At 39.8% G+C, this 15,559-nt stretch carries 15 protein-coding genes and 1 pseudogene; 7 read left to right on the forward strand and 9 right to left on the reverse strand.

Going from position 1 to position 15,559, the window contains the following annotated elements; genetic code table 11:
* Window positions 1-202 precede the first annotated feature (202 nt).
* Window positions 203-838, reverse strand: a complete 636-nt coding sequence (locus J500_RS14465; RefSeq protein WP_034700220.1) for a LysE family translocator — start codon at window positions 836-838, stop codon at window positions 203-205.
* Between the two features lie 34 nt (window positions 839-872).
* Window positions 873-1,637, reverse strand: a complete 765-nt coding sequence (locus tag J500_RS14470) for a class I SAM-dependent methyltransferase (protein ID WP_004999003.1) — start codon at window positions 1,635-1,637, stop codon at window positions 873-875.
* A 179-nt stretch (window positions 1,638-1,816) separates the two neighbouring features.
* Between J500_RS14470 and J500_RS14475 the strand changes: the two genes are divergently transcribed.
* Genes J500_RS14475 through J500_RS14495 form a run of 5 tightly spaced genes read left to right on the forward strand, consistent with a single transcriptional unit; the run spans window position 1,817 to window position 7,382 of the window.
* The gene (locus J500_RS14475) at window positions 1,817-2,386 is read left to right on the forward strand and encodes a TetR/AcrR family transcriptional regulator (protein WP_004999006.1); all 570 of its coding nucleotides are present in this window, start codon (window positions 1,817-1,819) and stop codon (window positions 2,384-2,386) included.
* The gene (locus J500_RS14480) at window positions 2,379-4,037 is read left to right on the forward strand and encodes an MFS transporter (RefSeq protein WP_004987339.1); all 1,659 of its coding nucleotides are present in this window, start codon (window positions 2,379-2,381) and stop codon (window positions 4,035-4,037) included. The genes J500_RS14475 and J500_RS14480 overlap by 8 nt, the downstream gene beginning before the upstream one ends.
* Before the next feature lie 22 nt (window positions 4,038-4,059).
* On the forward strand, window positions 4,060-5,238 hold the full coding sequence (locus J500_RS14485) for an HlyD family secretion protein (protein WP_004999007.1): 1,179 nt from the start codon (window positions 4,060-4,062) through the stop codon (window positions 5,236-5,238).
* A gap of 44 nt (window positions 5,239-5,282) precedes the next feature.
* Window positions 5,283-6,155 (forward strand): 1-aminocyclopropane-1-carboxylate deaminase/D-cysteine desulfhydrase, encoded by an 873-nt coding sequence (locus J500_RS14490; protein WP_004999009.1) that lies wholly within the window; start codon window positions 5,283-5,285, stop codon window positions 6,153-6,155.
* A gap of 30 nt (window positions 6,156-6,185) precedes the next feature.
* Window positions 6,186-7,382 carry an NAD(P)/FAD-dependent oxidoreductase gene (locus tag J500_RS14495; protein ID WP_004999012.1) on the forward strand — a complete coding sequence of 399 codons (1,197 nt, stop codon included), beginning with the start codon at window positions 6,186-6,188 and terminating at the stop codon, window positions 7,380-7,382.
* A gap of 12 nt (window positions 7,383-7,394) precedes the next feature.
* Here J500_RS14495 and J500_RS17560 read toward each other — a convergent pair whose 3' ends face one another.
* From J500_RS17560 to J500_RS14505, 3 genes are all read right to left on the reverse strand, one after another.
* Window positions 7,395-7,571, reverse strand: a complete 177-nt coding sequence (locus J500_RS17560) for a hypothetical protein (protein ID WP_004999014.1) — start codon at window positions 7,569-7,571, stop codon at window positions 7,395-7,397.
* A 177-nt stretch (window positions 7,572-7,748) separates the two neighbouring features.
* Window positions 7,749-9,437 carry a mechanosensitive ion channel gene (locus J500_RS14500; RefSeq protein WP_034700203.1) on the reverse strand — a complete coding sequence of 563 codons (1,689 nt, stop codon included), beginning with the start codon at window positions 9,435-9,437 and terminating at the stop codon, window positions 7,749-7,751.
* Window positions 9,438-9,664: 227 nt separating this feature from the next.
* Window positions 9,665-9,901 (reverse strand): hypothetical protein, encoded by a 237-nt coding sequence (locus J500_RS14505; RefSeq protein WP_004987355.1) that lies wholly within the window; start codon window positions 9,899-9,901, stop codon window positions 9,665-9,667.
* 153 nt (window positions 9,902-10,054) lie between these two features.
* On the opposite strand from J500_RS14505, the gene J500_RS14510 reads away from it, so the two are divergent.
* On the forward strand, window positions 10,055-10,477 hold the full coding sequence (locus J500_RS14510; RefSeq protein WP_004999019.1) for a hypothetical protein: 423 nt from the start codon (window positions 10,055-10,057) through the stop codon (window positions 10,475-10,477).
* Between the two features lie 103 nt (window positions 10,478-10,580).
* On the opposite strand, the gene J500_RS14515 is transcribed toward J500_RS14510, so the two are convergent.
* Window positions 10,581-11,342: a ferredoxin--NADP reductase gene (locus tag J500_RS14515; RefSeq protein ID WP_004999022.1), complete on the reverse strand. Its 762-nt coding sequence runs from the start codon at window positions 11,340-11,342 to the stop codon at window positions 10,581-10,583.
* An 84-nt stretch (window positions 11,343-11,426) separates the two neighbouring features.
* Here J500_RS14515 and gigC point away from each other — a divergent pair, with 84 nt between their 5' ends.
* Window positions 11,427-12,314: a LysR family transcriptional regulator GigC gene (gene gigC, locus J500_RS14520; protein ID WP_004987367.1), complete on the forward strand. Its 888-nt coding sequence runs from the start codon at window positions 11,427-11,429 to the stop codon at window positions 12,312-12,314.
* A gap of 62 nt (window positions 12,315-12,376) precedes the next feature.
* On the opposite strand, the gene J500_RS14525 is transcribed toward gigC, so the two are convergent.
* The 3 genes and pseudogenes from J500_RS14525 to J500_RS14535 form a co-directional block, all read right to left on the reverse strand.
* Window positions 12,377-14,515 (reverse strand): TonB-dependent receptor, encoded by a 2,139-nt coding sequence (locus J500_RS14525; RefSeq protein ID WP_004987369.1) that lies wholly within the window; start codon window positions 14,513-14,515, stop codon window positions 12,377-12,379.
* 138 nt (window positions 14,516-14,653) lie between these two features.
* A complete protein-coding gene (locus J500_RS14530; RefSeq protein ID WP_034700210.1) occupies window positions 14,654-15,187 on the reverse strand; it encodes a TonB-dependent receptor domain-containing protein in 534 nt (177 codons plus the stop codon).
* A 66-nt stretch (window positions 15,188-15,253) separates the two neighbouring features.
* Window positions 15,254-15,559, reverse strand: a pseudogene (locus tag J500_RS14535) (IS5/IS1182 family transposase); the annotation flags it as partial.

Genomic DNA, 15,559 nt, shown 5'->3' on the forward strand with positions numbered 1-15,559 from the left:
GTATGATCAATCTGGGCATATTGGGCGAGTACACGACCTTTTTATACGGTTTGTAAGGTCTAAAATTCACAAACCGTCTGATAGAGGTAGTGCGCCTGCTTCGCCAAATCTTTACATTTTAGGCGCAGCACATTGCATATATGATCTATGACACATGACGAATGACCACCACGTACTGACAATATGCCCACCACATTTTAGCTTAACGACTTGAGAAAATGAGTTTTAGACCTAATACCGTCACAATCCCACCTGTTACTCGATCAATCAAAGTTTTGGCTTTGATATAAACACGGCGCGGTTTTTCAGACGATAAAAGTAAGGCGACGAGTGAATACCAACCTGCATCAATCACGAAGCAGATCACGGGTAATGCCACATAATAATAATTTGGAATTTCTTTAGGTAATAAGGCGGTAAATACACTGGCAAGAACTACTGCGATTTTAGGATTACTCAGTTGGGTAATCAAACCATAACGATAGGCACTTTGATAAGTCATAGTTTGTTGCTGTTGGGCATCCATCTCAATGGGTGATTTAGCATGTTTTACAATCTTATAAGCCAGCCAAAGTAAATATAGCCCACCACCAATTTTTAGCATGAGATAAGCCGACGGCACAGCCAATAAGATTGCTTGTAAACCCATCACCGCCAGCAAACCAAAAAATGCCGCGCCTGTGCCAGTCCCCAAAGCGGTAAATAAACCATGCTTACGTGATTTCGCAATCGAGTTTTGCGCCACATAGATAAAGCTTGGGCCAGGACTCATTGCACCTAACATCAGCGCCATCGCAATAGAAAATAAAGGCAACAAACTTTCCACGTGGGTATCCATAGCGTCAGTGATCATAGACATGAATTTTAACGCATTACTCAGGCTTTGTAAGAACCAAATACATGACTTCGCTTTGAAATGAACCATCTGGCTGTATTTGATAATAATTTTTTACCACATCCGATGCTTTTTGCTGTAAATAACGTAATGTTGCCACAGCTTCTGCTGGGGTTTGCATTCGCTCGACCCAACTTGCAAAATTTAACTGCAAACTTTGTTTTTGCATTTGCTCAATTTTAAAACCTGCACGCTCAGCAAATGTCATCCATTCAGCTAAAGAATAATCGCGAACATGACTTGGATCACGAATGATCTCAATACTCTGTAAAAAGGTATCTAGTACAGGTTGTTGATTCCCTAAGATATCAACAAATATCACTTTTCCACGCGGCTTAAGCACACGATAGATTTCACTCATTGCTTGTGAAACATTCTGCCAATGATGTGCAGAATAACGACTCACAACCGCACATATACTCTGATCTGCAAAATCAAGTTGTTCTGCTGCACCTTGCTGTCCTGTGACATTATTTAATCCGCGCACCTTCGCCTGTTCAACCACCAATTGCACCATCTCAGCAGTTAAGTCATAAGCAATCACCTGCTCCACATCAGGCGCAATATGATACGTAACATGCCCGCCACCGCAGCCTAAATCTAAAACACGTTGAAAAGCTTGTTGCTGTAAAACCTCACGTATTTTGTCAAATTCTGCTCCTTGTGCATGGACTGAACTATTTAGATAAGCCTTTGCTTTGTCTTGATATTGTTGCTGATTCACTTCATATTGAGTGGTCATCTTGATCTTCTCATTAGTAGTTATGTTGAGCTTAATCTGAAGAATATAAAAAATAAAATAATGAATTTTTTAATTATTAATAACTTTTAGTTATTTTTTACAATTTGATAATAATTTCTCTGGAAGATCGGACAAAAACGTCCGTAAAATATATCGATCAAATTCAGCATCCCCCCTCTATGAGTAAACATATCAAACGTGCAGCTAAAAATCGGGAAGATTTACTCGAAGCTGCGGTTGAGATGTTTAAAATTCATGGAATGAGTGTTCCGTTACAAGTCATTATCGACCATGCGGGTGTGGGGCGTGCAACTTTTTATCGAAACTTTACTGACCGAAAGGCTTTAGTCTATGCCTTACTTGAGCAAGCCGTTTCTCATCTGGAACTTCGTGCGGAACAATATCGTATGTACGATGATGGTTTAATTCGATTAATTAAAAGTCATGTCCATAATTTAAATAATCTTTCGGCTCTGATGGAGTATTGGCGAGTGCTGGACCAACACGATGAAGTGCTGATTTCACTGATACAGCATCATCAACAGATTGTGCAGCCACTCATTGATCGGGCGATTGAAAAACGAATTTGTCGTCCTGACTTTAATTTTGAAGATTACCGTAGCATTGTTTCCATGTTGTCGTCGTCTTTTCGCGGACATGATGAAACACAAAGAATTCGATTTGCCAGTCGTGCAGTCGAGTTATTACTCAATGGCATTTGTTTGAATAACGGGGTGTATCATGGCTGAGAGTCCGCGTTATCTGGAAACACCACCAGACTGGACAGATGATGAACGTCCCGTATTACCGGGTTCGCCGCCTTCAATTGAACATCCCTCTCATAAAAGATATCTATATTTTATTATTGGAACTTTTATTGCCCTCACCGCAGGGCTAAGTAATGGTTTTATTACCGCTAATTTACCTCAGTTACAGGGTGAATATGGACTAACGCCTGTTGAAAGTGCGTGGCTTCCTGCGGCTTATGTCATGGCGAATGTCAGTTCTAACCTCATTTTGTTTAAAGCCAGACAACAATATGGTTTACGCCTCTTTACTGAAATTGGTCTGCTTGCGTTTATCGCAGTGATGATCCTGCATATTTTCGTACAAAATTATCACATGGCTATTTTTGTACGTTTTATCAGTGGGATGGTTGCAGCACCACTTAGCTCTCTGGGTATGTATTACATCATGCAGGGCTTTACCAAAGAACACCGTTTAAGAGGTCTGTATATTGGCTTCGGCTTCGGTCAACTCGGTGTACCACTGGCATGGATCATTTCGCCTGCATTGGTTACGGTCAACGACTGGACGGTCTTATATACGTTTGAGTTAGGTTTGGCAGTGTGTTGCTATGCCATGGTGGTTTCCCTCAAGTTACCCCGTAGTTTACGTATTGCTGTTTTTGAACGACAAGATATTGTTACCTTTTTATTGCTGGCACCGGGTTTCGCCTGCATCTGCGCGGTTTTAACACAAGGACCTTTGCTGTGGTGGTTTGATTCGCCTTGGCTGGCTTATGTGTTAATGACGGGTTTTGTATTACTGGTGTTTGGCTTTATTTATGAACATCATCGTAGTAACCCCCTGATTATGACCCGCTGGCTAGGTACTTTTGCCGTGCTACGCTTTGTGTTTGGAGCGTTGTGTCTGCGCTTTTTATTGTCAGAACAAAGTTATGCCGCGGTGAATTTTCTAAAAACCATGGGCATGGGGCCAGATCAATTTGTTGGGCTATATAGCGTGATCTTTTTTGGGATGTTGGCAGGCGTTTTATTTAGTGCGGTCACATTTTCTCGAGAACGAACATTATTACATCTGGTTTTAGCCTCCTTTTTGATTTTGATCGCCAGTAAACTGGATGCACATTTGACCAGTGATATTCGTCCACAAAATTTCTATCACAGTCAATTTCTGATTGCCTTTGCCAATGGATTATTTATTGGTCCCCTACTTTTGGTGGGATTTGGGCGCGCTTTGAAGGAAAGCCCAGCACATGTGGTGACATTTATCGTGTTATTTTCTGCCACACAAAACTTTGGTGGCTTGATTGGTTCATCGTTTTATAATACTTATCAAAAACGTCAAACCCAAGTGTATCAAATGGACATCAGTCGTAATTTGGAACGAACTGATCCAACCATTGATCAACGTTTAAAACAATATCAGGCAAAATTTAGCCCCAACATTGCCGATCCTGTTCAGGATCAATTACAGGCAACCAAAACCTTATCGCAAACTGCAAATCGTGAGGCTCAAGTCCGAGCTTATAACGATGTGATTAATTTTAATAGTATCGTGGCGATTGTGTTATTCCTTTGGGGATTGTGCAATATTATCTGGGCGAAGTATCTTACTTATCGTGAGAAACTGACTGCCTCATCGACATCATCCTAAGTGGCGTGTTTGAGTATAATTTATGAGTGACGAGCAAAAAACCAATCCACAGAATGAACCTGATTCGAATCAAACAAATCAGTCTCAATCTGGAACGACATCTTCTGCCACGCCACAACCTGCACCGCTCAAACCTGTCCAGCGCGTCGGGAAATTGATTCCAACCAAAAAATCGACATTGGCAATCATGTTTATCGTGCTGTTGGTCGGCTTAGGACTCATTATGTGGGCATGGCGTATTGGGCCATTTCATACTGCCATTGAGCAAACTGACAATAGCTATGTCAAAGGTAAAACCACTGTCCTTTCGTCACAGATTAATGGTTATATCAAAGATGTACTGGTCAAAGATTTTGACTACGTCAAAAAAGGTCAAGCTTTGATGCATATTGATGCCACAACTTATGACCAAAAAGTGACGCAAGCACAGTCTGCGGTTGAACAAGCAAAAAATAGTCTGGCCAATCAAACTCAGACGATTGCTCAGCGGCAAGCCGATATTGCTGCGGCTCAAGCTAAAGTTGACCAAGCTCAGGCGCAATATGATTTATCGATGACACAATTACAACGCTACCAACAACTGGGCGATAGCGGCGCAGCCTCTAAATCAGAACGTGATAAAGCCGCAGCAGATGTAAAAAATAATCTGGCGTTACTCAAACAAGCTCAGGCCAATGTAAATGTTGCACAGGAAGCCCTAAAAACCGCGCAAGTCGCACAAACAGGTTTAGAAGCGCAAGTCACCAATGCACAGGCACAACTGGATCAGGCAACGACCACCAAAGATTATAGTGTGATTACTGCGCCAATGGATGGACAATTAGGTGAAGTCAATCCACGTGTCGGGCAATATGTCGCAGCAGGTTCACAGTTATTGTATTTGATTCCTCAACAAACTTGGGTGATTGCCAATTTTAAAGAAACTCAGATCGCCAATATGAAAATTGGGCAAAAAGTCACTTTCACCGTCGATGCCTTAGATCATCAGAAATTTACAGGTCATGTTGAGCAAATTTCCCCTGCTGCGGGTTCAGAGTTTAGTGTACTCAAAGCGGATAACGCGACAGGTAACTTTACCAAAGTGGTACAGCGAATTTCTGTAAGGATTGCGATTGATCCGAATCAAAAAGGCTTGGAACGCTTACGTCCCGGTATGTCGGTGATCACTTCGGTAGATACATCATCCAAGGCTATGGACTAGCTATTTTTCTTATTGATATGACGTTTTAATTCAGGCTGTCTTCTATGTTCAACGCTATTGCACAAGCTGTGGGATATCAAACTCTCATAGATCAGCCTGACATACATCTTGATTTAAAACGTCTGGATCTCATTCATCCACATATTTCAGGCAATAAATTTTATAAACTGAAATATAACTTACAGCATGCGAAACAACTGGGGCTGGATACCCTGATTACTTTTGGTGGCGCATTTTCTAATCATATTGCGGCAACAGCCTATGCAGCCCATTATTTTGGTTTTCAGAGTATTGGCATCATTCGTGGTGAAGAACTGGCTGATCAACACTTAAATCACACTTTGTGCACTGCCTCGCAGTTTGGCATGCAACTCGAATTCATCAATCGACAGGATTATCGTAATAAAGAGCAACCTGATTTTTTGGCGGAATTACAATCTCGATTTCCAAACGCCTATATTATTCCAGAAGGCGGAACAAACTCTCTTGCCATTCAAGGTTGCAAAGAAATTTTAAGCGAACAAGATCGACAAAATTACGATGTGATTTGTTGTGCGGTGGGAACTGGCGGCACGATCACAGGATTGATTGAATCAAGTCACTTCAATCAAAATATTTTGGGTTTCTCTGCATTAAAAGGCGATTTTTTAACGCATGACGTTGCCCATCTTACCGCAAAGAACAATTGGAAGATTATAGATGAGTATTGTTGTGGCGGTTATGCCAAGACTTCAGCTCAGTTAATCGAGTTTATTCAGCTTTTCGAAAAACAATATCTAATTCCACTTGAGCCCATTTATACAGGAAAAATGCTATTTGGCATTTTTGACTTGATCGAAAAGGCTTACTTTCCTCCTCATACCCGAATTTTAGCAATTCATAGTGGTGGATTACAGGGCAGGCAAAATCTTTTATAATGTCGCGCTTTTATCACGCTGAGTAAATTTATGTCCATGCATTACGATGTCATTGTTCTGGGTGCAGGTGCGTCTGGACTAATGCTGGCGGCTCAGGCTGCACGGCGTGGACGCAAAGTTTTAGTGGTCGAAAAAGCCAACAAAGTCGGGAAAAAAATCCTGATGTCTGGCGGAGGTAAATGTAACTTTACTAACCTCTATGTCGAGCCTGAAAATTTTATTTCACATAATCCACATTTTGTAATTTCGGCCTTATCACGTTATAGCAATTGGGATTTTATCGGCTTGGTCTGTGACTATGGCATCGCCTATGAAGAACGTAAGCATGGACAGCTTTTTACCTTAAATGGTTCCAAAGATATTTTAAATATGCTTTTAGCTGAATGCGATAAAACGAAACTGGTCAACATAAAAACGGACTGTGAAGTAAAAACTGTTAAGCAAATAGACCATCAACTTTTTGAAGTTCAAAGCACACACGCAAGCTTTACTTGTGAATCTCTGGTGATTGCATCAGGTGGCCTTTCAATTCCAACACTAGGTGGTTCAGGAATTGGCTATGAGCTAGCTAAACAATTTGGTCATCAAGTTTTTTCGACTCGCGCAGGATTAGTTCCCTTTACTTTTTCCGATCAATTTAAAGAAATCACCACACGCCTGAGTGGGAATGCTTTGGAGGTGACACTTTCAAATGATAAAAATAGTTTCACCGAAGCACTACTCTTTACTCATCGTGGTTTAAGTGGTCCAAGTTCACTGCAACTTTCCAATTATTGGCAAGCAGGTGAATCTTTTCAGATCAACTTTTTTCCTACGCAAGACTTAGCCGATTATTTGAAACAAAAAAAACAGCAACAACCCAAAGTCTTGTTACGCACTTTAATTGCAGAACTCACAGCGAAAAGTATCGTACTTGAGTTACAACAACTGATCTGGCCTCATTATGCAGAAACCGCGATTGGTCAACTCAGCGATATACAACTAGAGCAAATCGCAGTTCAGTTACACGGCTTTGTGGTAAAACCCTCAGGGACTGAAGGCTATCGTACCGCGGAAGTGACTTTGGGCGGTGTCGATACCGCTGAAATTTCATCCAAAACCATGCAAAGCCAGAAAGTTAAAGGGCTCTATTTTATTGGTGAAGTTTTAGATGTGACTGGACATTTAGGCGGTTATAACTTTCAGTGGGCATGGTCATCGGCCTATGCCGCTGCACAATATGTATAAATTACATCAAAATTATGGTGCAGCATCAATCTGATTGGCTTCGATTGAAGGAATTTCATCTACACCTGTTTTTTCTGTTTGTGTCACTTTATTTTTGGCAAATACAAACTTATAAGCACTGACCAAAAATCCGACAGTAATACCCGCAATCACAATCGGGGCGATAAAACGATTCGGCTGCTTTTGCATCTTTCACTCCTCTATTATTTTTATGACTCATGGATTAGATTTCTTTCATACGTCCTTTTTATTTCTTCTTTAGAGAGAAAATAAAGCAGGCGAAACAGTGATGAAAAATCTATTTTAACGATCTAAAAAAACGACCACTCTGGATAGAGTGGCCGATTCTGGTGCAAAAATCAAAACTTATTTCGGTTGATCATCGGGTTTTGATGTTGGATCATCCTCACCTTCGCCTTTAGAACCATAAGGGTTATTTAAAGGTTTATGAGCTGGGTCTACATCAAACGTGGTTGGAACATTATGATCCGTTGCCGCCTCTGAGGGTGCAACAGGCGATGATGCTACAGGTGTTTCAACCACAACCGCTGATTGAGTTTTCGCAATTGGATTGGGTTTATTTCCCTCAGCTTTGGCTTTATCAATAAGATCGGTCAAAACACGTTCCGCAGGTTGACGACCACCCAGACCAAAAGCGAGAGCAAAAGCGACTGCCACCGAACCAAGTGTGAGTCCAAAAGCCAGATTGACGATTGAATCGGCAATACCCATTGCGCGTAGACCCATCGCTAGAACCAAGCCCATAATCAAGATACGAACCAAATTACCTAACCAGCGTGAGCTGTTATATTCACCGCGTTGAACAACATTTGCCACGATATTGGCTAACCAGAAACCCACGACCAGAATTAAAGCACCAAGTAAAATGTTGGCGCCGAAGGCAATGAAGATCGCGACCAGATGACTAATTTGATCAAAACCAAGACGATTCGCTGCTTCTGCAACCGCAAACAACATGGTAAAGAATACGATTAAGACACCAACCACATGCGAGATTTTAGTCGCTCCCAAGAAACGCTGTAAGTCAAACTTTGCAGGAACATCATCGACACCAGTACCTGCCAAAATATCTTCAACCAGTTTTGCGACAAAACGGGAGACGACATAGGCAATAATCAAAATCAGACCAGCAGCAATAATATTTGGTATCGCAAACATGATCTCATTGAGCATGGCTGTTGCTGGCTGAGAAATAGACTCAATTCCAAGCGCTTCAAATGCAATAATCAATGCGGTAATAAAGATCAGCGCAAAAACCAGAGAACCTAATACATTGGCGATATTGCTGTTTTTAAAGAGTCCTATTTTCTCAGCTTGAGCTTGTAAACCCACACTGTTAACCAAGCCTTCGGTAATTCCTCTTACAATTTTTGCCAAAATGTAGCCAACAAAAACGATCACGCCTGCAATAAAGATGTTTGGAAGATATCCGACAACTTCAGCTACCATCGCTTGGACAGGGAGTAAAAGACCTGAGAGTCCTAAAATCGAAAGGACAATAGGTAAAAACAAAAGCAGAATTAACCAATAGATAATATCTGCAATATTTTCACTGAGTGGTCGAACACCGACTTCAGTGCTCAGTTTCTCATCAAGTTGAGTCTTAGACAAAGCTTTGGATAGTCCTGCTCGCACCAAACGCGCCAAGATCCAACCCACAAAAGCCACGACAGCCGCTGCAATAAGATTCGGCACAAAAACCAATACTTGGGTGATCATGGCACTAAATGGCCCGCTGACACTATAAATATTCAGTACGTTTAACGAAGCAATCAGCGCAATAATCAACACAAACCAAAATATAAATTTTGAAATAATTGACTCAAAGTCTGGTGCTTTACCCGTTGCGGTCGATAAATGACGATTGGTTCCAATTAAATTGAGTAATTTTTTGACACCCGCAGCGATAATCAGTGCCAAAATCCAACCAATAATAAAAACTGCAATTGCCGCGATAATGGGCTGAAACATATCCCAATAGTACATAAATCCATAATGGGCTTGCGCAGCCTCATTGTTAAAATAATCGTTCATATAGGTCATGCCCTCTTTGTTATATTAATCACGGCTTAGTCTTGATGAAGTTAAGCTGTAAAATGGTTTTAAGAATGGATATTATTTGTGATCTATCTCAACATATTTTGTGCTTATTTTTTATTCAAGATGCAATATAAAAACTACTACAAAAATGAAGTAAAAGATTGCAAAAAAGCCATCTAATCACATTAGATGGCTTGTTAAAAATTAGAATCGATAACAATTTATGACTGTTGGCTATTGGTAGTTGAATTATTTGGCGTAGCAGGTTGTGCATTTGGATTTGGATGATCTGGTGGTGCATCACTTGCATCTGGTTTATGATCAGCGACCATATACACAATCAATGCCACTAAAAAAATTCCCACAATTGCCAAAATATAAACTGGCAAACGACGTTTCTTTTCGGTCTCTTCTGGTGACGAAGTATGTGGTGTTGGTTTATTAAAATCATGTGTCATCGCAATCCCCTCTTTTATTTTCCATTGTTCTTTATCATAACAAGCACTTATGTAGCATTGTGTGAAAAAGCATAGCGCTATCGTGTTCTTTGTTTCTGCGTTGTATATAAAAATAGGCTATAATAGCCCACCCATTTTTTTGCTCAGGTCTTTATGTCGTATCGTCAGCAAAGCGTCACTCTGGATTTAGACACTGACGTCACACATGAATGCTCATTACACGTCACGCGTGATGAACATCTGATCGGAATTATTAGCTTTAATAAAGCAAGCTATAGCTTGAAATGGGGTGATCTGGAATATTTTAGACGCCGCACTGAAGAATTTTCAGTGATGCCTTTTCCAGATTGTATCAATGCGATGATCATTGATATTCGAAACGTCAACTCATTTTTAGATAATGAAGTTCCAATCCTGCCTTGGCGATTACTTGAAGAAGAATGTCCAGTCCGTCTGGTCGTTCCACAAGATCGTCTTGAACATTATGCAGGATTTTTTGAACCCACTTGGTTGAGTACAGATCTGGATACAGCTATTCAGGAACTGCGTGAATTTATGGATATGTTTGTACACTAAACCATACGCTCTTATAGATCAGTCCTGAATAAGCTTTCGTTATTTTAATTCTCAGTCATCTTATACAGTTTTAAAGCTTTTATATTGCTTTAATCACCATTCACTACCAATAATTTTCCACGGCAATATTGCCTTCACCACGACGGTTCATGGTTAAACCACGGCGTTTTAATGCCTCTTTGGTATCTTCAACCATTTGTGGATTGCCACAAAGCATGACATGACTGGATTCAGGATTTAACGAATAACCAACCGCTTTTTCCAGTTCACCATTTTCAATTAATACTGGCAATCTTTCGTGCAAAACAGCATTTGGATCACGCGTAATCACAGGAACGAACTTAAATCCAGTATGCCCTTCACCAAAACTTGCCGCAATCTCTTGTATACGATCGACATAAGCCAATTCAGAAACGGTACGAACACTATAGACTAAATGAATTTGCTGGTAATTTTGCCATGTCGCAAAATCCTGCAACATCGAAAGAAAAGGCGCCAGCCCTGTACCTGTTGCTAATAGCCATAAATCTTGAGGTAAAGGTAGTTGATAACGCGCCAAGGTTAAAAAACCATAAGTAATTTTTTCTAAGTAAAGCTCATCACCCACTTTGAGATGTTGTAAATTTGACGTAAACGCACCATTTGGAACGACAATCGAAAAGAACTCTAGTGTTTCATCAAACGGTGATGATACGACTGAATAAGCGCGCACCACCAAATCATCACCCACTTTTAAACCAATTCTGGCAAATTGACCCGCAGTAAACTTAAAATGCGCTGGACGGGTCATGGTAAAACTAAACAAATTTGAAGCCCAACGCTGTACAGACAACACTTTTTCGACGCTAAATTTCTCAATTGACATAATTTCAACATGGCACGACAGGGTATGCTCATGTTAGCATGACAGCAGAAATTATGACTACTTTTCAAGGGTAAGGCTTGATTCATGCGCATGACATTACGTCAGTTGGCTGTCTTTGTGGCAGTCGCTCAAGAAGGAACAGTAACCAAAGCCAGCGATGCCGTCCGCCTGACTCAAAGTGCTGCCAGTATGGCATTGGCTGACCTTGAAGATGGATTAGGCGCTCCACTCTTTGACCGTTTAGGCAAACGCCTACAATTGAACGATTTAGGTCGGTTTTTATTGCCTCAAGCTTTGGAAATTTTGGGGCGTTGTGAAGCATTTGAACAAGCCGCCAAAGGTGAATTACAAAGTATCGATTTACGTCTGGGTGCGACACTCACCATTAGTGATTATTTGATCCCAGACCTCATGGCAGATTTTTTACAAATTCACCCTCAGGCACATTTGCAGTTGCAAGTCGGGAATACTCGCCAGATGATTGAGGCAGTAAATCAATTTCAGCTTGATTTAGCACTCATTGAAGGTTCGTGTCATTTACCACAATTACAATGTATCCATTGGCGGAATGATGAACTTGCTGTCTGTTGCTCGCCTGATCATCCTTTGGCAAAATTAGGTCGGCCTTTGACACCTCAAGATTTTTTAAATGTCGAATGGATTTTACGTGAAGAAGGTTCAGGAACGCGCGAAGTCTTTGATAACGCCATTTTACAGGATGTTCCTGATGCCAATATCCGTCTTACACTGGGTCATAATGAAGCAATTTTAAAGATTGTGGCAGGTGGTTTAGGAATGTCTTGTATTTCCAGACTTGCTATTGAACCTTTAATTGAAAAAGGACAGTTGGTAATTTTAGAAACGCCTTTTTGGGAGCTCACCCGTCCATTACATGTATTGGTACATCGTCAGAAATATCAGGGGCCAGGTTTAAAAGCCTTTATGAATTTCTGTGAAAATCGTGTGAATTGAGAATTTAAAATATAAATAAAAAAAACCTTTCATATGAAAGGTTTTTTTATAGGAAGGATTATTTAGAAATCAAATGTTACGCCCAGTTTATAAGTGCGACCAGCTCCAATTGTGGCAAAACCACTTTGAAATACACCATCCCAATATTTTTTATCTGTTACATTATCAACATTGGCACGGAAAGTTGTATTTACTCCGCCTAGTTTAGTTACATATTTAGCGCCTAAATCAACCAAAGTATAGTCTGGTAATTTTAATGTGTTGCCTGAATCTAAATACTGATCATCAATGTAAGTAACAAAAGTATTAACACTTAATCCTTCAATCAAAGGAATTTGATAATCTAAACCTAAGCCTGCGGTAAACTCTGGTGTACCTTCAACTGTATTCCCTTGATTTGATGCAGCTTTTTCATACTTAGTATCAATATAAGCCAAGTTCCCATAAACAATTAAGTCATCAGTTACTTTGCCAGATACACCATACTCAATTCCTTTAGATTTAGTTTCGGCACCATCTGTTGTTACTGTAGTAGTTTTACCTGCTACATAGCGTGAATCATTTGTCGACAAATTTAATGTCATAGTGCTTGGTTTTTCAATCTGATACATTGCTAAAGTATGCAACCAACGCTCACCTTGAAATTTCGCACCAATCTCATACTGTTTAGTTTCAAATGGCGCAAAAGTATTACCGTAGTTTGCATCCGCTGTAGAAGTAACCGTCGATCCTTGTACTAATGCTTCAACATAACTGGTATAGAACGATAAGCTATCTCCAAATGGCTTCACTACAAATGCAATACTTGGTGAAATCTTATCTTTGCTATAATTGCTCCATGTCTTAGTAGTCGCGTTAATTGAATCAATATCCATATCCTGATAACGTGCACCTAGGATTATTTGCAACTTGTCATTTAACATGGACATTTGATCAGTCAAGCTATAACTTAGAAACTCACTATGATTATATGGCCCCCAGACAGGATATGTTGTTGGCATTTCACCATAACTACCCACATCTGAATTATATAGATTAGTTTTAAATGATGATGATGTTGCAGCATAATGTTGCTTTAAATGGCTCGATAGATAATCTGCACGTAAGCCAACGGTATGTGAAACTAGTCCTGTATTAAATTGACCTTCCAAACCTATGTTAGCTGTACTATTATCATATTTAGCATGTACACGATAATATTGTGTTGAGGCATCTCCTGCCGCATTTGTGACAATCATTCGTGTGCCAAACAAATGACCTACATATTCTTTTTGAGCGTAACCAATTCCTGCATAAGCTTTTAAATTAGATAAAAGCTTATATTCACCTGATAAACCTACATATTGACTTTCTTGTTCCCCTTGAAGTTTAGGAAAATAATTTGTTTTACCATCTGGTGCTGCAAGTACACTTTTCAAAGTCGCAAACGATACCATTGCTGGCGAACCACCATCACGCTCGTCACGAACAGAATATGCATCAAGATTAATTTTTGCTTTATCTGTTGTGTAATCCAGTCCAATTACCGCAGCAGTATTTTTATCATCCATACCATCAATGATATGTTCGCCTTGTCCATAAGTTGCACTAGCTCTAGCGCCAAATTCTTTATTTTCTCCAAAACGGCGAGCTACATCAAAACCAGATTTATAGTATCCACCATCTTCATACATGGCAGAGACTTGCGTTAAATCCCTATCTGCACGTTTAGTGGTTGCCATAATAACACCACCTACCCCTCCACTCGGAGGCATGCCTGCGACCAAGGCGTTCGGCCCTTTTAATACTGTAACAGAACCTAAAATATCAGTTGGTGTACGACCTGTTGGCCCCATACCATAAGAACCATTTATATTCGCATCTTCCCAACCAACGCTCAGACCACGTATTTTAAAGTTTTCATTTAAATGCCCACTGTTGGTTGTTGTGCGTATACTTGGATCATTTTTTAAAACATCCATTACAGAATCAGCTTGTTTATCTTGTATCGCCTGCTCTGTATAAGACTGAATACTAAAAGGAGTGTTTAATAATGATTTTTCACCCAAAATACCTAAATTAGCATCTTTTTTAAGTTTTCCCGTTGCATCGGTTGCTTGTGAGTCCGCTTTAACAGTGATAGTAGGTAGCACAACATTTTCTTCTGCAAAGGCAAAAGCGGGTAGTGCAATGAGAGATAAAAATAATATGTTCTTTTTCACGAAATTTCCCCATTAAAAATCGGGCTAATTATATAAGATAAATTCTCAAATGAGAATAAAAACAATTATAAATTAAATTATCTTTTCTATTTTTCTAAACAGCAGCAAACAAAGTATCTGCTGTTTAGATTAGATAATTTAGAACTTATAGGTCAGAGAGCCTGTATAGCTAGTTGGGTCACCATAAGTATTTGCCCAAGTATTGAGGCGATACTTTTCATTTGTGATATTATCCACATTTAAAGCAACACTTAAATCACGATTAATCTGATATTTTGCCATTAAACTAACAAGTGCAAATTGATCTTGTTTATAGGCGATATAATTTACACCTGTGACATTGCCATTATAGAAAGCACTTTGCCAATTTACACCACCACCAATGGTAAGTTTTTTATCTAATACAGGTAGGTTATACGTGGTAAATAGCTTGTATTGATCCTCTGGGATCGTTGTATTTACTTTTACACCATTTTGTTTTGATTTTGCATGAGTATAACCAGTTTGAATATTCCATCCATCTAGAATTTCACCACTTGCTTCTATCTCATAGCCTTTAGTTTTTACACCATCCATTTCAGTATAATAGTTATCAGTTGGTAAGACGATTCCAACTAAATCAGAAGGAATATTATTTCCATATTTTGTACCAGCATCCGCTACATTATCCATCTTGGCTTCAAAATGGCTTTGTTGCACAAATAGACGAAAGGTAGAGTTGTTCTAATCTTCAGATATTTATGCAACAGCCACCGTTTTAGCTGTACCAAGTTGAGTAAATTTATTCAAAATATCGACTCTTATTTGCAAGTCAACCACCTGACGATTAAAGCATCGACTAGATACACCTTGTCCAAGTCGTTTCAAGGCAAACATTTTAGCCTCTATTCGGGATCGTCGATGATAACCAATATCTCGTTTCCACTGCTTTTGACCCTTGTCCCAACAGCCTTGTACTGCATGATTTCTTGCTTTACCAATTTCATTTTCTGCCCATAAAGCAGCATTGGAACGAGGAGGGATAATTACATTTGCTTGCCGTTT

It is taken from the genome of Acinetobacter sp. 479375 (genome assembly GCF_000581715.1).
Classification (GTDB): domain Bacteria; phylum Pseudomonadota; class Gammaproteobacteria; order Pseudomonadales; family Moraxellaceae; genus Acinetobacter; species Acinetobacter ursingii.